Source organism: Autumnicola tepida (assembly GCF_031846485.1).
GTDB classification, from domain to species: Bacteria; Bacteroidota; Bacteroidia; order Flavobacteriales; family Flavobacteriaceae; genus Autumnicola; species Autumnicola tepida.
In genome coordinates this window covers 20,238-40,432 of sequence record NZ_JAVRHQ010000004.1, presented here as the reverse complement: position 1 = coordinate 40,432, position 20,195 = coordinate 20,238, and the positions used below count along the sequence as shown (strand labels likewise).

The window sequence follows — 20,195 nt, the reverse complement described above, 5'->3', positions numbered from 1 at the left end:
GGTTAAATCGTGTTGATATAAAAATCTATTAGAACCCTTCTATTTAAATCCTAAAATATGGAGCACAAATTACTTTCATTTCATTTTAAAAAGTTAATACTTCAACTTTTCTTACCCCTAACAATTCTGCTGCTATACAGCCAGCATGGGAAAGCCCAAACCACCTTAGACTTTAACGGTGATTTTCAATCCATTGCTTCATTCGGCACATCCCCCCGAACCGGAAGTATAATTCTTTCTGACAATCAGTCCTATACATTAAGTACAGTTGGTGCCGGAAGCGGACTTATAAACAGGTTTAATGGGAATATAGTGATGACAATGAGTGCATCCCATTCCTATCATAGTTTTGCAAGGACAGACGGCAGTGAATTTTCCCTGGATAAAATAACCATGTTTTTCCAGTTTGATTCTCCAAACGAGGCTACTTTCACTGGCTATAAAGACAATGCCATTGTACCAGGTGCTACTAAAATTGTATCATCTTTTACAATGAATTCCTCCTTTACGATAGATTTTACGACCAATCCGGACTTTAAAAATATTGATGAATTCAGGATCACTTTTCCTTCCCACCCTGAGAATAGTGCATCAACGGCTCTGGAATCCTTAACATATACCAGTGTTAGCGCCACAGTAAACAACCCGCCCTCTTTTAATAAAGGCGCCTCAACAGATTTAACTGTAGATGAAAATTCCGGAAGCACGACAATTAACGACCTTTTAGCCGTTACAGATAGTGATACTGGCGATAATTTATCCTGGAGCGTTAGCAGTGGTCCTTCCTACGGAAGCCTTGACGGTTTCCCGACTAGCACTACCAGTAACGGTACTTCGGTTACTCCTTCCGGTTTAACTTATAAACCCACTGCTGGTTTTTATGGGGGCGATAGTTTCAAAGTAAAAATTGAAGACGGAACAGCTTCAGATGAAATCACAGTAAATGTTAAGGTACAGCAGGTATGCGAACTCAAAGCTACCATCAGTTCGCAAACTAATGTTTCCTGTAATGGAAGTGCAACAGGTTCGCTTACCGTGACGGCCACTGGAGGAGGAGCTAACTACAGTTATATTTGGATAAATGAAAAAGATTCTTCCTTAGAATCAAGTACGCTAGGCACCAGTTCATCAAGTAATACCGTGACCGGCCTTAAAGCAGGTACTTATAAAGTTACCATTACTGATGGCTTTGGCTGTACGGCAACCGCCAGTGCTACAATTACAGAGCCTTCCAGCCTGTTAACAGCCTCTGCGGCGGTTGACCGCAATGTTAGCTGTAACGGGGGTATTGACGGTGGTGCAACGGCCACTGCAACAGGTGGAAATCCGCCTTATACTTATTCCTGGTCCAATGAGCAAAATACTGCTACCATTGGGCATTACACTACTTACGATCCTGTAGAAGAAAAATATTCTCCTGAGAAAGCTCCTCTGCCAGCAGGCACCTATACCGTAACAGTAACCGATGCCAGCGGTTGTACCGATACGGCAAATATTACCATTACCCAACCTGCTGCTCTTAGTGCTACGGCAGCGGCACAAACAAACATTTCCTGTAACGGAGGTGCTGACGGAAGTGCTACGGTTTCCGTCACAGGCGGAACCAAAGGTTATAGTTATTCATGGGCACCATCAGGTGGAAATGAAGCCACGGCCACCGGATTATCGGCCGGTAATTATACCGTTACCATTACAGATGCTAATGGCTGCGAAGCAAAGCAAACTTTTACCATCACCGAGCCTGCTGTTTATGTAGTTGACGCCCCTGATAATGTGGTGGCCTGCGGTAGCTACAGCCTTCCGGAACTAACTGAAGGAAATTATTATACCCAGCCAGATGGGGAAGGAACAGCGCTTTCCGCCGAAGCTATAATTACAAGTTCTCAAACTATATATGTTTACGGTGAAAATGAAAATGGCTGTTCAGATGAGAACAGTTTTGAGATAACCATCAATAAGAACGATATTGAAGAGGTAACTTTTTCTAATGATGAAGTGGTATATGATGGCAATGCGCACACGCTTTCGGTAGTCGGATTGCCTGAAGGAGCCACGGTTGATTATGATGTTGAAAATACCCATACCAATGCTGGCAGCTATAAAATTACCGCAACGGTATCTTCAGCCCATACCAGCTGTGGGGACAGAACTTTAACAGCCACGCTTACCATCAAAAAAGCCGAAGCGGTAATCACTGCCGATGCTGTACAGACATTCACTTATGATGGAACAGTGAAAAATGTGTCTGCTAAACTGAATCATTCTGAGGCTGAATTGACTTATAGCCCCCAACAGGGATATACCGCAGCCGGGAATTACCCAGTAACAATTTCTGCGGAAGAAACCGATAACTATCTATCAGCTTCCAAAAATGTCTCTTTGGAAATCGAAAATGCCGAGATTGAAGGAGTGACTTTTACCGATGACAGTTTTGTTTATGATGGGACAACGCATAGCATTTTTGTCAAAAATCTTCCTGAAGGTGCTTCTGTAAAATATGACAATAACGGCCAGATCAATGCAGGAGATTATAAAGTGACTGCAACGGTAAGCCGTGAAAATCAGTATGATAAAGTATTGATTGCGAACATTGTGATCAAAAAGGCCGAAGCCATAATCACTGCCGAAGCCGTTCAAAACTTTACTTATGATGGTTCTGTTAAAAATGTTTCAGCCGAGCTGAACCATTCAGAGACTGAATTGACTTATAGCCCGCAGCAAGGTTATACTGCAGCCGGAACTTATTCTGTAATAATTTCCGCGGAAGAAACCGATAACTATTTATCGGCTTCCAAAAATGTTTCCCTGGAAATCGAAAATGCCAAGATTGAAGGAGTTGTTTTTGAAGATGACACTTTCATCTATGACGGGACAGCGCACAGTATTTTTGTGGAAAACCTTCCTGAAGGCGCTTCTGTAAAATATGACAATAACGGCCAGATCAACGCGGGAGCTTATAAAGTAACTGCCACCGTTAGCCGTAAAAATTACTATGATAAAGTATTGATTTCAAATCTTGTGATCAAAAAGGCCGAAGCCGTAATCACTGCCGATGCTGTTCAGACCTTTACTTATGACGGAATGGTTAAAAATGTTTCAGCCGAGCTGAATCATTCAGAAACCGACTTAAGCTTTAGTCCTCAGCAAGGTTACACCGCAGCAGGAACTTATCCAGTAACAATTTCCGCGGAAGAAACTGATAACTATTTATCGGCTTCCAAAAATGTTTCGCTGGTGATCGAAAATGCCGAGATTGAAGGAGTTGTCTTTGAAGACGATAGTTTTGTTTATGACGGGAAAACGCATAGCATTTTCTTGGAAAACCTTCCTGAAGGTGCTTCTGTAAAGTATGACAATAACGGGCAAATCAATGCGGGAACTTATAAAGTAACAGCAACCGTAAGCCAGGAGAATTATAATGACCTGGAGCTTTCTGCCAATTTGGTCATCAAAAAAGCCGAAGCGATAATCACTACCGAAGCTGTTCAGACTTTTACTTATGACGGCTCCACAAAGAATGTGACGGCCAGTCTCAATCATGAGGAAACTGCATTGACTTATGCTCCGGCACAAGGATATACCGCAGCAGGAGCGTATCCTGTAACCATTTCCGCGGAAGAAACCGATAACTATTTGTCGGCTTCCAAAGATGTTTCGCTGGTGATCGAAAAAGCCGAAATTGAAGGAGTAACTTTTGCAGATGAGAGTTTTGTCTATGACGGCACCACCCACAGTATTTTTGTGAAAAACCTTCCTGAAGGTGCTAAAGTGAAGTATGACAATAATGGCCAGATCAATGCCGGTACTTATAAAGTGACTGCGACAGTAAGCAGGAAAAACTATAATGACTTGGAACTTCACGCAGATCTTATTATCAAAAAAGCCGAAGCGATAATTACTGCAGAAGCCGTGCAGACATTTACTTATGATGGAACGGTTAAAAATATTTCAGCTAAGCTGAACCATGAGGAAACTGCCCTCACCTATACTCCGGCACAAGGATTTACAAATGCAGGAACTTATCCTGTAACAATTTCCGCGGAAGAAACCAATAATTATTTGTCAGCTTCCAAAAATGTCTCCTTGGAAATCAAAAATGCCGCAATTGAAGGAGTTGTTTTTGAAGATGACAGTTTTGTTTATGACGGATCAGCGCACAGCATTTTCTTGGAAAATCTTCCTGAAGGGGCTTCTGTAACGTATGACACTAACGGGCAAATCAATGCAGGAACTTATAAAGTAACTGCAACAGTCAGCCGGGAAAATTATAACGATCTGGAACTTTCTGCCAATTTGGTCATCAAAAAAGCCGAAGCGATAATCACTGCCGAAGCTGTTCAGGCTTTTACTTATGACGGCTCTACAAAGAATGTGACGGCCAGTCTCAATCATGAGGAAACTGCATTGACTTATGCTCCGGCACAAGGATTTACCAGCGCAGGAACGTATCCTGTAACAATTTCCGCTAAAGAGACCAATAACTATTTGTCGGCTTCCAAAAATGTCTCCTTGGAAATCAAAAATGCCGAAATTGAAGGAGTAACTTTTGCAGATTACAGTTTTGTTTATGATGGAACAGCGCACAGCATTTTTGTGAAAAACCTTCCTGAAGGTGCAACCGTAAAGTATGAAAACAACGGCCAGATCAATGCGGGGACTTATAAAGTAACTGCAACGATCAGCCAGGAAAACTATAATGATCAAGTATTGACTGCAAATCTTGTCATCAAAAAAGCCGAAGCGGTAATTACTGCAGATGCTACCCAGACTTTCACCTATGATGGAACGGTTAAAAATGTTTCGGCTATACTAAATCATGAGGAGGCGCAGCTGACTTTCAGTCCGCAGCAGGGATATACTGCAGCCGGTACATATCCTGTAACAATTTCCGCGGAAGAAACCGATAACTACTTATCGACTTCCAAAAATGTTTCGCTGGAAATCGAAAATGCCGAAATTGAAGGAGTAACTTTTGCAGACGACAGTTTCATCTATGACGGGACAGTGCATAGCATTTTTGTGAAAAACCTTCCTGAAGGTGCTGCTGTAAAGTATGACAACAATGGTCAAGTTAACGCAGGAACTTATACAGTGACTGCAACGGTAAGCCAGGAAAACTATAATGATGAAGTGCTGACTGCAGAGCTTGTCATCAAAAAAGCCGAAGCGGTAATCACTGCCGATGCTGTTCAGACCTTTACTTATGACGGAACGGTTAAAAATGTTTCGGCTAAACTGAATCATACAGAAACTGACTTAAGTTACAGCCCGCAGCAAGGTTACACCGCAGCCGGTACATATCCTGTAAAAATTTCCGCGGAAGAAACTGATAACTATTTGTCGGCTTCCAAAAATGTCTCTTTGGAAATCAAAAATGCCGAAATTGAAGGAGTTGTTTTTGAAAGTGAAACTTTTATTTATAATGGAGAAGTTCACAGTCTGATGGTAACCGAACTTCCTGAAGGTGCTAAAGTAAAATATGACAATAACGGGCAGATCAATGCGGGGACTTATAAAGTGACCGCAACGGTTAGCCAGGAGAATTACAATGATGAGATACTGACTGCTGACCTTGTTATTAAAAAAGCAGAAGCCGTAATCACTGCGGAAGCTATGCAGAACTTTACTTATGATGGTACTGTGAAAAATATTTCAGCAGAGCTGAATCATGAGGAAACAAGCTTAACGTATGCTCCTGCACAAAGCTATATCAACGCAGGTACTTATGAAATAACTGTTTCAGCTGAAGAAACTGACAATTATCTGTCAGCTTCCAAAGACGTTTCGCTGAAAATCGAAAATGCGGAAATTGAAGGAGTGACTTTTGCCGATGCCAGTTTTGTCTATGATAATACAACGCATAGCATTTTTGTGGAAAATCTTCCGGAAGGAGCAACCGTAAAATATGCCGATAATGAGCAAGTTAATGCAGGTACTTATAAAGTGACTGCCACGGTAAGCCAGGAAAATTACAATGATAAAATCCTGACTGCTGACCTTGTTATTAAAAAAGCAGAAGCCGTAATCACTGCGGAAGCTATGCAGAACTTTACTTATGATGGTACTGTGAAAAATATTTCAGCAGAGCTGAATCATGAGGAAACAAGCTTAACGTATGCTCCTGCACAAGGCTATATCAACGCAGGTACTTATGAAGTAACTGTTTCAGCTGAAGAAACCGATAATTATTTGTCGGCTTCCAAAGAACTAAGCCTGGTAATTGAGTCAACAGAAATTGAAGGAGTAAGTCTTGAGGGTGCTACTTTTACTTACGATGGCCAAACAAACAGTTTAGCCGTTAATGGTCTTCCTGAAGGCGCCAGCGTAACCTATGATAACAACGGTCAGATTAATGCAGGAACTTATAAAGTGACTGCAACGGTAAGCCAGGAGAATTATAATGATAAAGTTCTTACAGCAGACCTTGTGATCAACAAAGCTGTGCAAAGCATCTCTTTTGATGACCTTGATAATAGGAACCTTCAGACGGATGATAATTTCCTTCTGAATGCTACTTCATCTTCAGGATTGCCTGTGACGTATTCTTACACTTCTGAAAACACCGATCCTGCAGCTAGGGTAAGCGAGCGTGGATTTGTAAGGCTGCTTGCCGCAGGCACCATCAGCATTACCGCTACCCAGCAGGGCAACCAGAATTATGAAGCTGCAACTCCTGTTACCAGGACACTGAACATCCTAAACAGTACTGCAAGGTTAAATAACGTGGTAATAAACGGTACCTCCTACTCCAACCCTTCCACAGATATCTATTACCTGATTGGCTGTGGCAGTGATGAAGACCAGGTGCAGATCCAGCTGGAACCAAACAGGGGTTCTTCCGCAGATCATGCAGCAATGTTTACGATCGAAACACCTGTTCCCGGGATTTACAACGAAACCATAATGGTGACTTCAGGAGATGGAAATGCCAGCAGGACCTACCATATCAAAGTTGAAAAAACCTTTGATTTTGAGGATATCGTGGTGCAGAAGTTCAATAATGTATTGCTGGTAAACAACAATCCCGCAACCAACGGGGGATATAAGTTTGAAAGCTTTAGATGGTACAAAAACGGAGCCCTTATCGGGACCGGGCAATACTTTTCTGAAGGTGACAACGCCGGTGATGCGCTGGATGCCCAAAGCAATTACTATGTGGAAATGACCACTGAAGACGGAGAGGTGTTAAAAACGTGTTCTACCGTGATCCAGCTTAGAAGCTCCTACAACGTGGTGCTGTCTCCAAACCCGGTAAATGCCGGAGAATCTTTAGAATTGTTTGCAGATTTCCCTAAAGAAGAACTGGCTACCATGCAGCTTTCCATCCATAACCTGAATGGGGCGCTTATTAAAAGGATGAGTTCCAATAAGAAAATTACCACTATCGAGTTGCCGTACAACGTTCAGGTGGGTGTTTACATCCTTAGCATTCAAACCAGCAAACGCAGCAAATCCCTGAAGTTTATTGTTCGCTAACGGGAACGGAATTCATTCTAAATCATCAAATAAAATCTTATGAAATTCAATTATAGAAATACTTACCGGAGCAAAATAAATATAAAGCTGTTACTACTTGTCCTGGTTTGCAGCGCCATGGGAAATTCCTATGGCCAGTCTAAAAGCGAAGTCTCTTTTTACCTGAAGGGCTCCTTCTCTAAACTTGATTATGAAGTCCTGCAGGATAAAAGCGACCTGGAAAACGGTTTTGGGTTCGGGGCGCAATATGCGTATTACCTTTCCGAAAACTGGAGTATAGGCACGGGTGCCGGGCTTCAGTATATGGAAGGCGCTGCTTCCCTTTCTTCCGTAGAAGGTGCCTACGCCACTGCAGATCCGGAAGGAGAAGCATTTGAGTTCAGGTACAGGGTAGAAGATTTCAGGGAAAACCAGTACGCGTATTTCCTGAATGTGCCTTTAAAAGTTCAGTTTGAAACCGGGGACATTGCTCGGTTTTATGCCGCGGCAGGTGCAAAGATGGGTTTTGTGCTTCAATCGGAATATGAAACAGAGGCTTCTTCGCTGACCACCAGCGGGTATTATGAGCAGTATGATGCGGAGCTCCGCGAGCCGATGTTTGCCGGGTTTGGGGATTTTGGAGCCCTGAAAACTTCAAGATCTGACCTTGGGCTTCAAACCAATTTGATCCTTAACCTGGAAACAGGGGTGAAATTCATGCTGGAAAATGACCAGGCGCTCTACATGGGCGTGTTTGTAGACTATGGGTTAAAGAACATAAAGCCTGAAAAAGACGGGCTAAACCTTATTGCTTATAATGCCGAAGATCCCATGAGCTTTACAAATAACAGCCTGCTTACTTCAGCAAGTAATACAGCATCCACGGCATATGTAGATGAAGTAAAAACCCTGGCTTTCGGAATGAAAATAAGATATGGCTTCCGGTTCTAAACTGGGAAATAATTTGAATCCAAATCAGCCTCTTCAGTTATGAAGGGGCTTTTTTATGGAATAGGCTAACAGAAATTAAAAAAGGGTGGCATTCCCCAACTGCCACCCTTTAAGGTCATTTTAGATAGACTAATTAAATTCTGCGGCAAAACTAAACTTTAAAGGGATAGCAAAACAGGGGGAAAATCCCCTTTTTCATCAATAAGATTTAATTCTCTTAAAAACAGCTGCCGGTAAAAATTCTACTATTAACAAGTCATTCTTCTCTATTATCTGGTGCACCTGGAAAATCCTTATATCCTGAAGGCCGCATGACAGTAAATTCTGTAGGCAAAAAATACATATTGAAATTCATATTCTTTTATCTACAGCCTGTTTTGGAAAGCCAACCAGGTTAAATAATACCCTCATCCTGCTGCGCACCCTGTCGCCATAACGCTCTTCCAGTTCTTTTGCATTAAGGTTGGTAGTCGCATGTGTCTTAATTCTTCCTTTACTAGCCAGGTACAATTCATAGCGTGAAAGAAGTACCTCCCCCAGTACGTTACAATCTTTGCCGTAATAACTGCCGATGGGTTCCGCGCCCAGATCGTCAAAACAGAAATATCCACTATTGCCATAATCTTCAATGGTTTTGTAACCGATATGGTTAAAACTGAACACCACGTTTCGGCTGGGAATCATTTCATAGTGGCGCCTGCCGGGAAACAGGTGAGGCAGGAGTTTCATCAGGCTGGTTTTTCCGCAGCCTACCGGGCCGTTTATCAACAGTCCTTTTTCCGGATCGATTCCAAATCTTTTGCAGGTAAGGGCATCACGGATCGTGTATGCACAAAGCTTGCGCAAAACAGGCCGATCCGCTTTATATATTTTAAAATGATTCCCAAATAATAATTTGCCCTTGGCATCAAGGTAGATCAGGATTCTGTTAAAATCGTAGTGGACGGTAGTACCGTCAAAGTCACCCAGGGAATATTCCACTCCGCCTTCAATTATTTTAGAGGGGTTCGTCATAATCTTTGTTTTTTGTAGTTCTAAGGTGATCCCAATGTGATCTACTACTTGTCCCCCAACGGGACACTTGTTCATTCTTTCTCCTGTTTTGAAGATTGAGAATCCATTTTTCAGCGGCACTGTACCAGTCCAGAATTTCACTTCCATTACCCATCTTCCATCCAACGGCCTGGTAGTGATTAAAAAAAGTTAGTGCTTCCTGTTTTTCGCAGGAACGATTTTTAAAAAATTCAATAACTTCTTTTTGATGTGCGGGCCGTTTACCCTTTATAAAGTTTTCCTGTTTAGTATTGTTTATAGAAGGTACCACCAGCTGTCTTTCCCTGGGACGGTAGCTGTCCGCAGGTTGTCCCTCTATGGGATTCCTGCATACCTCAAGCTGTCCTGCTCCGGGACGGTAGTGCCCCCCAACCGGTTCATCAGCTGTCTCAAATATGGTCATCCTGATCTTACTTCCCTTAAAGGGATTATTGGAAGGAAAATAGGCAAGGTATTTCCACTGGTCAAGATCCCTCACACACCGGTGATAACTGGTTTTAGAACCAATCTTTGCCGCATTCATCATTTCCCTGCGGTTAATAAAAAACGTATCGGCAAAACGGCTGCTGTTCCATTCCTGGAACAGCGCCATATAAAGGCTGATATGATTAGGATTCAAGCGATCATCTGAATAAAATAGCTCGAAGGCGGCATTAAGCTGACGGATATAATTCATTTGCGAAAACCTGAATTGTGGTGGGTGCGGTGTTGGTCCATGGCTTTTTGAACATCAGCAGCCTCGTAATAGATAATACCGCCAATTTTAGTATAAGGCAGGGTGCCGTTGGTACGTAAGTTTTGAAGAGTACCGGGACTGATCTGCAGAAACTCCATCACATCCGAAGATTTAAAATATTGTTTTAAGGTTCCGGAGGATTGTTGGTCCAATAAACTTTTAATTTCTTCGAGCAGTTCCGTTTTAAACTCCCGAAGATCATCCGTGGTGATAATAGTTGCTGGCATAAGACTTTGTTATAAATAATCCCACCACTTCCTGAATCCGATCTTCATTTGAAAGCGGCGGGATTGGGTTGATTTGACTTTCATTACAAAGCTGTAAAGGATACAGGAGAATCTTTCGTAGCAGGTCTCGTACTACGACAAATTTTAACAGCATTAATTTTTGCAGTAGTTGAGGCTATTTATTTCGTGAAGACAACCTTAAAACATGTGAACTGAGAACAGATTTACTTATTAAGAGCTCCTGCATTTTTTCATGGAAAAAATCGTAGTACGAAAACATTTAACAATTTTTCTTATTGGAAAAATCTTCAAAAGGCTGGGTGATGGTTTTCACATCCTACTCATAGTATTTAATGCCTCATCGCAATATAGGCATATATATGTTCCACCAGGATTTCACCTAAATAAAAGCACTAAGCCATGACCAAATAACCCGGCTCCTCTCAGGTAATCTGTGTTCCAGTATCCTTTGGCAGGAAGTCAATCCAATGTTACATGATATCCGCACTCCTGAGGGCCTTCTGATCATAGACGAATCCATCGAGCCCAAGAAATACCCTAAGCCCGATGATCACCTGGCATTATGACCATTGTACGGACAAAGTGAAAAAAGGGGCAACTTCATCAATTCTTTTTATTACCATCCATAACATGATATGGAACTTCCCATAGGTGTTGAATTCGTAACAAAGGATGTTGAGTTCACAGATCACAAGGGCAAGATCAAAAGAGAGAGTAGTGAAACTAAAAATGAGATGATGCGCAGAATGATAAAGCAGGCCAATTATAATGTTTGGTTCAACTACGTATTGGCTGATAGCTGGTTTCCTCCTGTGAAATATAAAATGTATCACCGATGATTAAAAATCGGATTTTATAATGGCCATTAAATCCAACAGGGTTGTGGCATTGAGCCAAGAAGATGAATTAAAAGGTATTTTCATAAGTATCGAATCTTAGGGCTGGAAGGGCTTACCATGTCAGTTAACCTTAAACAATACGACAATCCCGTATTAATAGGAAAACAAGTTTTCAAAGGGAATGGTAGCACAGGTACACTTTATCTGGCCTCAACCTGGATTACCAAAGCCTTACCGCAATCTATCAAAAACGGTGGAAAGTGGAAGAATTTTTTCGCTCTATTAAGAACAATACGGCTTTTGCAAAGGCCCCGGTCAAAACAGTAAAAACGCAGCAGGCCCATTTTACGGCATCGATAATTGCCTTTTGTAAACTCGAAAGGTCAAAAATCAGAAACAATAAAAACCATTATGCGATGAAAAGCCAAATTTGGCTCGCGGCAACCAAAGTGGCCTGGAAAGAAATTGATAGGTGATCAACAAACAGAACAGCATTTAATAAAAATTGCTCAGTAACATCAGTAAATAATATAAAAGGCTGCTTCACAACAGCCTTTCATAATTCTGTTTATTGTTTAATCACAATCACCAGCACAAGGTATTGCATTTTCATAATCTTGTTCTGTAAAAACAAATGTTTCTTCCGTATCGCCATATAAGCATATATTTAATGGGTTTCTTACATCTCCTTCGCAACTCTCTTCTTGAACAAAAATTTGTTGTTTTTCACTATTGTAAGTAACAACTATAGAGTCCCCTTGAAAAAAACTAATGTAAGAGTAATATTCCTCCATAGGGGGAGCTGGACTTTTAAATTGTTTAGTGATTTCCTCCCCATTTCGCAAAGCAATAATTTCCGCGTCTTCTTCCAAGGACGAATATGAATCTATTCTAATATCGTGTCCACTAGAATTAACTAAGGTAAATACATAGTTTTTACCCTCTCCCTGATCTGTGCCACAGCTATTTAACAGTAATAAAAAGCAAGTAAAGGTCAATAGATTTTTCATTTTATGTTTTTAGTTTGGCCAATTATTAAAAAGCTCATCTAAATAAATCTCTGTTGAGTTACTATATTTAGATTTAATATTATCGCGCCATTGTAGCCAAGATTTTGCATCAATTAATGCACTTTCTAATTGTTTTATAGTATAATTTTCCACCCTGTCAATAGGATAAGCTGATCCGTAATTTACTCTTTGATTAAAATCATCAATCATATCATACCCGCCAGAAGTATAATGGTTTTCCTCAGATATTCTTACTCTTTGATAATTACTCAAATTGAATCCATTACTTTGTGTAAAATAAGAATAAGCCGGATTACCTGCATCGTCTCTATACCGTTTAAGAGCAAATACAATTTCAACTGTCTTCGCCCATGTTTCAAGAAGCCTTCTGTTATTATTTTCTACTGCCCCACCTTGCCAAGGAATAATATAAGCATCCCTTACTAAATTGTCATACGAGCCTCTATCAACCATGGAATGCGCAGCATGAGCTAATTCATGGATGGTTGTTCCATATATGCGATCGGACGATCTAGTCCAAGCCTTAATATGTATTTGAGCCGCAATTCCAAGAGAAAGATCGTTTTTAATATGCGAATAAGAGGACCCTGTGCTACCTCCATCAATTTCACGAGCAGCGATCTTAATCTGTCTTCCTGTAAAAAAATTTGTAGGAGGCGAGGTAAGTCCAAATCGATTACCATAATAATAATCATGGGCAGCTAAATGGATCATTCCATGATATTCGTCATCCCCTCCATTAATATCATGGTCCCAGCGGCTGTGTTTCTTTGGACCCCTAGTTTCAGCTTGGAATAATGATCCGTTTCTAATACTATATTCATAACGTTCCCATTGGATAATATAGCGTTTTTCACCTCTCTTATGATCGAAACGAAAGTAGCCATTACTATCTGTAATTTCATTACCTATGGTATATGTATCCCTTAACAATACCTGCGCACCCTTCAATGGCACATAGCTACCGGACTCATCTTTAGGTTCATATCGATAAATAGCCCTGCGGCATTGTTGTATAGGTGCCATTATATTGGGACTAACTATATTCGTTTCAGGCGTAGAAGATATATTGGAATTCAAATCACAATCATAATATTCATACCGCACAAAAATCTTTCGGTATGTTCTGGTAGAACCTATATTCTCATCCCAGATACGCAGAGTACCTTCTGGCAGCCATTTTTCACCAATCTCAATGCCTAATAGCTTGTTTTGAGATTTTCCTTCCTTTTCTCCTTTAAGGATTCCGAGACCGTCCATCCCCTCGTTATTTGTTTGTTTAAAAGCCTGGTTCAACAGGATATCCACAAAGTCCCCAACTCCATTCTTAGAAGTACGGTAAAGATTCAAGCGGGATTTTTCTAAATCTCCATCTTCTTGTGGTACATACATCTCCGCCAATATTTTATGCGAGACATTAGGTAATTTCCGATCTACAGAAACGGTTGTATAATAAGCAGGAATTTCATCCTTTTCTAACTTTGGTCTACTTTTAAACCATGCTTCCTCATATTCGTAACCCAATGGGTAATCAATCAGTGCCAAAGTACTGTCTCTCTTAAGTAGTCCCTCCTCCTCCCAGGTTTTCGGAGTAAATTGGACATATAACATATTGGAGGTTATTTTTTCCTTTTTTGGGATGGAAATTTTTTCTCCTGAAGCGCTTTTCAATTTTCCGGTTTCCATTCGATCAATAATACTATCCAAGGCCATTTGCATGTTAGATATTGTATAAGGATTTTCTACTTTACGCCGAAAATTATTTGAAATATCATTTCTATTATCTTCCTGAGTCACTGATTCATTCAAATCCAGCTCATCTTTCTCGCAAGAGAATAATGAAATTATCATAGCTAATGACAGAAGCCTCGAAAAAATTGATAAACCGTAATTTTGCTTCATATTTTAAAATAAGTTAGGTTAATATATTTAGATTGGAATTTTCTAAGGATACAATATCCTCTATGGCTAACATACATCAACAAACACTATTATAGGTAAGGAAAACCTTACTTATAGTATGGTTTTGAATTTCAGATAAGATTAATAAGAATTTTTATTTCTGGTGGAGTATTACATGTAGCCCTTAAAAAAGCACATACTTAATTGATATTCCTTCCACTAAAAAATTAATCCACCCCGTCTTCCCGTTCCATCTTTAATTGGAACTTTATCCCAAGCTCATCAAGATACTTCGTCTTACTTCCCTTCCGGGCCTTGATTTCCATATAGGTTTTGGAAGTATTCTTAAGACGGATATTGAAAAAATCTTCAAAGGACTGGGTGATGGTTTTCAGATCCACGCTCCCATGGTTTAGTGCCTCGTCGCAATAAAGGGCATAGATCAGTTCCACCAGAGCGGTTTTAGAAGCCGTCCATACCAGTACACGATGCCTTTTCTCTGTTGGCCAGGCGAAAGACTCCGGCCTAATCTTTTGCATTGCCTCCCTTATGTAATGCAGGAAGCGATACATGGCTTTGATCTTTGACCAAAGCATATCATGCGAAGTAGAAAATTCCGGGTACTGGTAATAGTTGATCGTGGGAGTAAAAGGAAAATTTTTATTGTAGTTCCGGGTAAAAATCTGGTGGTCCAGGTAAGCATATCCTTGTTCCATATAATGGGCAAAATCTACATTCCGGTAAAAGAACTTATTGATTTTACGAATTTCCTTTTCAAAAAACCTGGCCTGGTATGCCGCACCGGCTTTTGGTTTACGCATTTCACAGGACCTGACTTCGCTAAAGTAAATAAGATAGCTCATAGGCACCGGTTTAATTTCTTTAAAGAAACTGATTTCGGCCGGCACGTTTTCAAAATCTTCCCGGTCTGTTATTTCCTTCAGTGCAAAAAGCGTTTTGTTGCAAAGCTCTATTCCCAGGTTGGCTTTAGTCAGGTAGCTTTGATCTTTTTCCCTCATGATCTTTTCCACTTCAGCCCTGAAGTTTTCAATGATACTTTCAAACATGACACTACAATTAAAATTTGACATAAATTCCATCAAACACGTAGGGTCTTAAATGTATTCCGGGAACAGGGAAAATGCAGGCAGCAACTATTTTTTAATGCCGGCTTCCATGATTCCCAACAACTCTAGTTTGAAGTTGTCCCTGGCTTGTACATAGGAAACTTTAGGCTGAACGATAGCGCCTAATTTCCGTTTTTCAAAAGAAGCCGTAATTCCAAAATCTATTTTTTCAAAATGGAGATAGCGGGCCCGTTTAATGGTCTGGAAGAGTAGTTGCCGGTAGACCTGGAATTCCCGGGAATACTTATAATCCATTCCCACCAGGCTCGGCACGTAAGTCCCGGAACTATTTTTATAACAAAACATTACCCCTACCGCCTTTGGCTCATCTCTGTTTTCGTATTCAGGCTTCAGGTATAGTACGATAAACTCCCAACCCGGATCCTTAGACATTTCGGCAAAAAGTTTGAAAGGATAAGCGAAAGTATTCAATCCGAAGTTATTGTTTCTTACATTTTGGTATAGCTGGTAAAAATGGCTGACTTCATCCGGTGGCACCTGTTCCATGTAACAGATATCGAACTTCTTTTCAAACGGCTCGACCTCCTTGGTAAAATGGCGCCGGGAACGAGAGGAAAGTGAAGCCTTGTATTCTTCAATAGTATCCCAGGAAAGATTATCCATAACACAGGACTCCGGCATTTTCACCTTCATAAATCCCTGCTCATGGAATAAAGAATTCAGATTCGTTTGTTCTTCAAAATCCCGCAGGACCACCATAGAGGGTTTAAGCTCCTGCTCCAGTTCTTCTATCTTTTGCAAAAGAAGCAGCAGCGCCTCCTTCCAGCGATGATTTGTTTTATTAATATAAAGATGCTCCCCTTCCGTAAATAATGATCCCATGCTAAGCACCATAGAAGTCATGTGATAGGGCTCCCGCTTTCTTTGCTCCTCCAGTTTTTCAGAGACTGAAACCGGGGAGAGCATATCATCCTTCCAAAGGCTGTAACTCAAAAAAGTGGCCAGCACCGGGACACCGGAGTTTTTATCCTTGATAAGAATATAATAAAAGAACCAGTTATTCTCCGGAATATCATTGGCAGTAAGTGTTTTTTCTAAAAACAGCTGCCCGTTCCATTCAAAACAATTCTTTCCCATCAGGCTATCCCATTCCTCTTTAGGAATTGCACTTATTTTAGTTTCGCATTGAATTTCAAAAATTTCCGCAGAAGACTGCACTTTCTCTTCCCGGGATACCGGCATTCTAAAAGCCCTGCGCACTCTTTCAGGGCTGCTATCGGTTTCTTCAAGCGCCCGGGGATAATGGTAAACCATAGCTTCCACAAGTTTTTCAATCTCTTCCTTTTGATTGTGCCTGCAGATGGTAATGCGCACCCCTGTATTTTTAATGGGTACCGCAGGGAACAATCCCAGGTTCACAAAAAAACCTTCTTTCATCATGCGCTTTACAAAATTGTACCCGGTAACCGGGGTACCTGTTCCTATATAAAATACGGGTGAGGGATTTTCGGCAACCAAGGGAAGATCAGTATTGGAGAGTAGCCGGTTAAAATAATCTATCCTCTCGGAAAGCTCGTTTTGGAGCATATAGATTTCCTGGGACAGGTGAATATCTGCCGAAGCACAGGCCGCGGCAACAGAGGCCGGTTCCAATTGTGCCGAAAATGTAAGCGGGCCGCCATACGTTTTGATTTTACGTTGAAGCTCGGCATTAGAACAGGCCAATACCGCCCCACTGGCACCGAAAGTTTTACTTAATGTTCCGAATAACAATACATTCTCAGGCAAATTCCCTCCCATAGCTTCGAGGACATATCCCGTACCGTTTTTCCCTTTCCAGCTCATGCCGTGAACATCATCAAAATAGAAATGCAACTGCGGATATTTGTCACTTAGGTCCATAAGTTCCCGAACCGGAGCAAAATCTCCATACATGGAATATACCCCGTCTGCCATATACCATATCCTGGAGACTTTTCCCTGAAGTTCCTTTATTTTATCCTCCAGCATGTCTAGGTTATTGTGACGGATCATTTCCACGGGTATGCCCCTCAACTTAAGCGGTTGCACGGCATTCTGAACACTCCAGTGTACCTGGTGGTCAAGGATTACCGCATCTTCATCCCGCACCGCCGTAGGAATAACGGCTATATGCCCTAAAGTACTGTTCTTGGTGATAACAACGGGATTTGCGTACATGGTGCGCAGCTTTTCCTCAAGCTCCTGGTAAAGCGGATGGGAAATATAAGTTTTGGATAAGGGAAACTGTGTTCCATAGCTGTCAACAGCTTCCATTGCAGCTTTCTTAAGTCGCTCATCCTGCTCCAGCCCCAGGTACCCGGTGGTACCAAAGTGATACATTTTATTACCGTCTACTTTAATGGTATTGCCGGTAAATTTCGTGTCCTGCGAATTAAGATGCAATATACCTTTGCGGGTAGCATCGGAGAATACTTCATCTACAGTGTCTAAAAAATTGTTGTGCTTGATTTTTGCCATAAGAATAAATTTTTGAGATTTTTGGCCTGTAGGGTAAGGGTAATTCAAACTACGAAATAATTTAATCTTCCTGTTACAATCTCCACCGGCTAACTTTACTAAATCCCTTATCACCAAATATTAATCCCTTAAATGCAACTTTCTAACTAAAAATGTCATTAAATTGATTCAAATTTATTGCCCCTACACAGATCAAAATTACCAGTACCATGAATTATATAAGGAATGAATACGCCGAACTTTATATTGAGGAAGGGATTCTCTATTTCACCTACTTACCCTTTGAAAAATTCGATATAGATGTAGCCGAAAAAATAGTCTCTGACCGGCTGCTATTGCAGAAAGAAGTATCTTTTCCCATACTTTGTGATATCAGGCAACTAACACTTCCAACGTTAAGAGCCAGACGCTTTCTTGCACTAAAAGGATCAGTTTTAGCCAAGGCCGTTGCTTACTGGACAGATTCTATGAATAAGGAATATATGACCCAGTTCTTTATTGCCGTGGATCGACCATTGATACCCACAGCGATTTTTGTTTCAAGGGCAGATGCTCTTAAATATCTTAAAGCTTTTGTAGAATGAATGATGACGATCATAGAAAATTAGGCAAACTTCGGGAAATCATTTTCCAACTGGCCCTCGGCAATTTTGCTTACCGGTTTAAAGTTGAAGACCAAATGCATGAAATTGAAAACGTGGGATTATTAATGAACTTATTAGCAGAGGAACTAAGCGAGTTTTTTGTCCATCCCGGAGCCTTTGGTGAAAAGAACCTTGCAGATCCTTATGTATTCGTAGTAGATTCCAGCTTCATAATCACCGGGATCAACTGTCGTTTTTCCGATCTTATACAAATTGGGGAGTCAGAGCTAATAGGAAAACCTTTATCTGAAGTTGTTACCAAAGAGTCGAGGATTTATGTAGAACAACGGCTAAAAATCCATTTTCAAGACGAACACACCTTTTCTCCCGTCAGGCTTATAATTTCCTTTGTTCCTAAAACAGGAAATATTATGGAATGCTGGGGATACTGTCATTTCTTAAAAGGCCCCAAGGGAGTGTACTTCTTTTTCAGGGGATTACCAATTGCTGAAAGGAAAGAAGAAATTTCTACTACCCGAAAAGATCAAAAAAGAATTCCTTTTAACCCGGGATTACAGTACCAGGCGGACATCTTAAACATTAGAAAAGTGCATCAATACATTTTGGATAACCTTCACCAGACTCTACCTCCCTTGACATTAATAGCCCGAAAGTTCAGCTTAAATACCTTTAAACTCAAAAAGGGATTCAAGGAACTTTATCAAACCACGATTTTTAAGTTTCATCTTAACCAGAGACTTGAAATGAGTTTGCATATGATTCGTGAGACCCCGATGCCATTAAAGATAGTGGCGAAAAATTACGGCTTTAAGGATTATACACACTTCTCAAAAGCATTTAAGGATAGGTATGGAAAAGCACCTTCCTACTACAAAAAACAGAGAAGATTGGATTGAGCCAAAAATTATAGCTCTTAATAAATACCTTACAACCAAACCTTTATCCTTTAAAACCAGATAAGTTTTTCCAACTTTACCCCATTAAAGGATAACAGATGAAACCTAAAATCTACATAAGAGAGTTTATCAGGTATGCATTTATCGTCTTATTTTTTTATGCAGCGGTAACCAAACTATTAGAGCACCCAAAATTTTACAACGATCTACTGAACAGCCCTGTGTTTGGAAACAAAAGAATAGCAGGATTTATGTCATGGTTTATCCCTATACTTGAATTATCGATAGCCGGATTTCTAATTAGTATGGCTTACCGGTGGCTGGGAATGTATATGGCATTTGGTTCCATATTATTGTTTACAGTTTACATATCTGGAATATTATTATTTAGTGAAAATATTCCCTGTTCCTGTGGCGGGATCATCAGCAATTTCACCTGGCAGGAACATCTCATCTTTAACATATGTTTTCTCCTATTAGGATTATTGGGAATATTTCTCCAGCAAAAAAGAGATACATCAAAATATACATGAAATAGTATTGCGCAATACTACAGAAGGACGCCTGAACCTAAACCGGGAACAGGCATATTGTTTAATTTTAAATATTTTAATTATGAAAAAATCTAAAATTTTAATGCCCGTGATGGCATTCGTAATGGCAATCGGATTGGCATTTGCCAATAAAGCAAATGTGGAGTCTGGCGAATGGGTAGAAAGGAATGGCATGCCTTATCAGTTACAGAATGAAACCTGTACTGCACCCACCACTCAGAATTGTCAGGTAATTTTTACCGATGACCCCAATACTGTTCACCAAGTATTTGTCGATTCTGATTTAAAGGAACCAAAATCTGGAGGTTCCAACACGCCATATATACTTAATGAATAAT

Annotated in this window: 14 protein-coding genes; 7 read left to right on the top strand and 7 right to left on the bottom strand. The window is 40.6% G+C overall.

Features of this window, described 5'->3' with window-relative positions; translation table 11 throughout:
- Positions 1-57 precede the first annotated feature (57 nt).
- Together RM553_RS05040 and RM553_RS05035 are read left to right on the top strand one after the other, a co-directional pair.
- Entirely contained in the window at positions 58-7,476 is a 7,419-nt protein-coding gene (locus RM553_RS05040) for an MBG domain-containing protein (protein WP_311533867.1), read from the top strand.
- Between the two features lie 39 nt (positions 7,477-7,515).
- Positions 7,516-8,406, top strand: coding sequence for an outer membrane beta-barrel protein (locus RM553_RS05035; RefSeq protein WP_311533866.1), 891 nt, complete (start codon positions 7,516-7,518; stop codon positions 8,404-8,406).
- Positions 8,407-8,757: 351 nt separating this feature from the next.
- Here RM553_RS05035 and RM553_RS05030 read toward each other — a convergent pair whose 3' ends face one another.
- Genes RM553_RS05030 through RM553_RS05020 form a run of 3 tightly spaced genes read right to left on the bottom strand, consistent with a single transcriptional unit; the run spans position 8,758 to position 10,422 of the window.
- On the bottom strand, positions 8,758-9,420 hold the full coding sequence (locus RM553_RS05030; RefSeq protein ID WP_311533865.1) for a P-loop NTPase family protein: 663 nt from the start codon (positions 9,418-9,420) through the stop codon (positions 8,758-8,760).
- Entirely contained in the window at positions 9,404-10,135 is a 732-nt protein-coding gene (locus tag RM553_RS05025; protein WP_311533864.1) for a hypothetical protein, read from the bottom strand. The genes RM553_RS05030 and RM553_RS05025 overlap by 17 nt, the downstream gene beginning before the upstream one ends.
- The gene (locus RM553_RS05020) at positions 10,132-10,422 is read right to left on the bottom strand and encodes a helix-turn-helix domain-containing protein (protein ID WP_311533863.1); all 291 of its coding nucleotides are present in this window, start codon (positions 10,420-10,422) and stop codon (positions 10,132-10,134) included. The genes RM553_RS05025 and RM553_RS05020 overlap by 4 nt, the downstream gene beginning before the upstream one ends.
- Positions 10,423-11,542: 1,120 nt before the next feature.
- Between RM553_RS05020 and RM553_RS19700 the strand changes: the two genes are divergently transcribed.
- A complete protein-coding gene (locus RM553_RS19700) occupies positions 11,543-11,758 on the top strand; it encodes a hypothetical protein (RefSeq protein WP_432271448.1) in 216 nt (71 codons plus the stop codon).
- 99 nt (positions 11,759-11,857) lie between these two features.
- On the opposite strand, the gene RM553_RS05015 is transcribed toward RM553_RS19700, so the two are convergent.
- The 4 genes from RM553_RS05015 to RM553_RS05000 form a co-directional block, all read right to left on the bottom strand.
- A complete protein-coding gene (locus RM553_RS05015) occupies positions 11,858-12,292 on the bottom strand; it encodes a hypothetical protein (protein ID WP_311533862.1) in 435 nt (144 codons plus the stop codon).
- A gap of 9 nt (positions 12,293-12,301) precedes the next feature.
- On the bottom strand, positions 12,302-14,215 hold the full coding sequence (locus RM553_RS05010) for a hypothetical protein (protein ID WP_311533861.1): 1,914 nt from the start codon (positions 14,213-14,215) through the stop codon (positions 12,302-12,304).
- A 227-nt stretch (positions 14,216-14,442) separates the two neighbouring features.
- A complete protein-coding gene (locus tag RM553_RS05005; protein WP_311533860.1) occupies positions 14,443-15,282 on the bottom strand; it encodes an RteC domain-containing protein in 840 nt (279 codons plus the stop codon).
- A gap of 87 nt (positions 15,283-15,369) precedes the next feature.
- Positions 15,370-17,802 carry an aminotransferase class I/II-fold pyridoxal phosphate-dependent enzyme gene (locus RM553_RS05000; RefSeq protein WP_311533859.1) on the bottom strand — a complete coding sequence of 811 codons (2,433 nt, stop codon included), beginning with the start codon at positions 17,800-17,802 and terminating at the stop codon, positions 15,370-15,372.
- Between the two features lie 209 nt (positions 17,803-18,011).
- Between RM553_RS05000 and RM553_RS04995 the strand changes: the two genes are divergently transcribed.
- The 4 genes from RM553_RS04995 to RM553_RS04980 all read left to right on the top strand — a co-directional run bounded on the left by RM553_RS04995 (position 18,012) and on the right by RM553_RS04980 (position 20,194).
- Positions 18,012-18,386: a DUF7793 family protein gene (locus RM553_RS04995; protein WP_311533858.1), complete on the top strand. Its 375-nt coding sequence runs from the start codon at positions 18,012-18,014 to the stop codon at positions 18,384-18,386.
- The gene (locus tag RM553_RS04990; protein WP_311533857.1) at positions 18,383-19,303 is read left to right on the top strand and encodes a helix-turn-helix domain-containing protein; all 921 of its coding nucleotides are present in this window, start codon (positions 18,383-18,385) and stop codon (positions 19,301-19,303) included. The genes RM553_RS04995 and RM553_RS04990 overlap by 4 nt, the downstream gene beginning before the upstream one ends.
- 98 nt (positions 19,304-19,401) lie before the next feature.
- Positions 19,402-19,836, top strand: a complete 435-nt coding sequence (locus RM553_RS04985) for a MauE/DoxX family redox-associated membrane protein (RefSeq protein ID WP_311533856.1) — start codon at positions 19,402-19,404, stop codon at positions 19,834-19,836.
- Between the two features lie 82 nt (positions 19,837-19,918).
- Positions 19,919-20,194: a DUF6520 family protein gene (locus RM553_RS04980; protein WP_311533855.1), complete on the top strand. Its 276-nt coding sequence runs from the start codon at positions 19,919-19,921 to the stop codon at positions 20,192-20,194.
- Position 20,195: the final 1 nt, after the last annotated feature.

Bases quoted from the DNA above. Each gene is read 5' to 3' on its own strand.
- RM553_RS05040 (WP_311533867.1), top strand. From the start codon at position 58: ATGGAGCACAAATTACTTTCATTTCATTTTAAAAAGTTAATACTTCAA.
- RM553_RS05035 (WP_311533866.1), top strand. From the start codon at position 7,516: ATGAAATTCAATTATAGAAATACTTACCGGAGCAAAATAAATATAAAG.
- RM553_RS05030 (WP_311533865.1), bottom strand. From the start codon at position 9,420: ATGACGAACCCCTCTAAAATAATTGAAGGCGGAGTGGAATATTCCCTG.
- RM553_RS05025 (WP_311533864.1), bottom strand. From the start codon at position 10,135: ATGAATTATATCCGTCAGCTTAATGCCGCCTTCGAGCTATTTTATTCA.
- RM553_RS05020 (WP_311533863.1), bottom strand. From the start codon at position 10,422: ATGCCAGCAACTATTATCACCACGGATGATCTTCGGGAGTTTAAAACG.
- RM553_RS05015 (WP_311533862.1), bottom strand. From the start codon at position 12,292: ATGAAAAATCTATTGACCTTTACTTGCTTTTTATTACTGTTAAATAGC.
- RM553_RS05010 (WP_311533861.1), bottom strand. From the start codon at position 14,215: ATGAAGCAAAATTACGGTTTATCAATTTTTTCGAGGCTTCTGTCATTA.
- RM553_RS05005 (WP_311533860.1), bottom strand. From the start codon at position 15,282: ATGTTTGAAAGTATCATTGAAAACTTCAGGGCTGAAGTGGAAAAGATC.
- RM553_RS05000 (WP_311533859.1), bottom strand. From the start codon at position 17,802: ATGGCAAAAATCAAGCACAACAATTTTTTAGACACTGTAGATGAAGTA.
- RM553_RS04995 (WP_311533858.1), top strand. From the start codon at position 18,012: ATGAATTATATAAGGAATGAATACGCCGAACTTTATATTGAGGAAGGG.
- RM553_RS04990 (WP_311533857.1), top strand. From the start codon at position 18,383: ATGAATGATGACGATCATAGAAAATTAGGCAAACTTCGGGAAATCATT.
- RM553_RS04985 (WP_311533856.1), top strand. From the start codon at position 19,402: ATGAAACCTAAAATCTACATAAGAGAGTTTATCAGGTATGCATTTATC.
- RM553_RS04980 (WP_311533855.1), top strand. From the start codon at position 19,919: ATGAAAAAATCTAAAATTTTAATGCCCGTGATGGCATTCGTAATGGCA.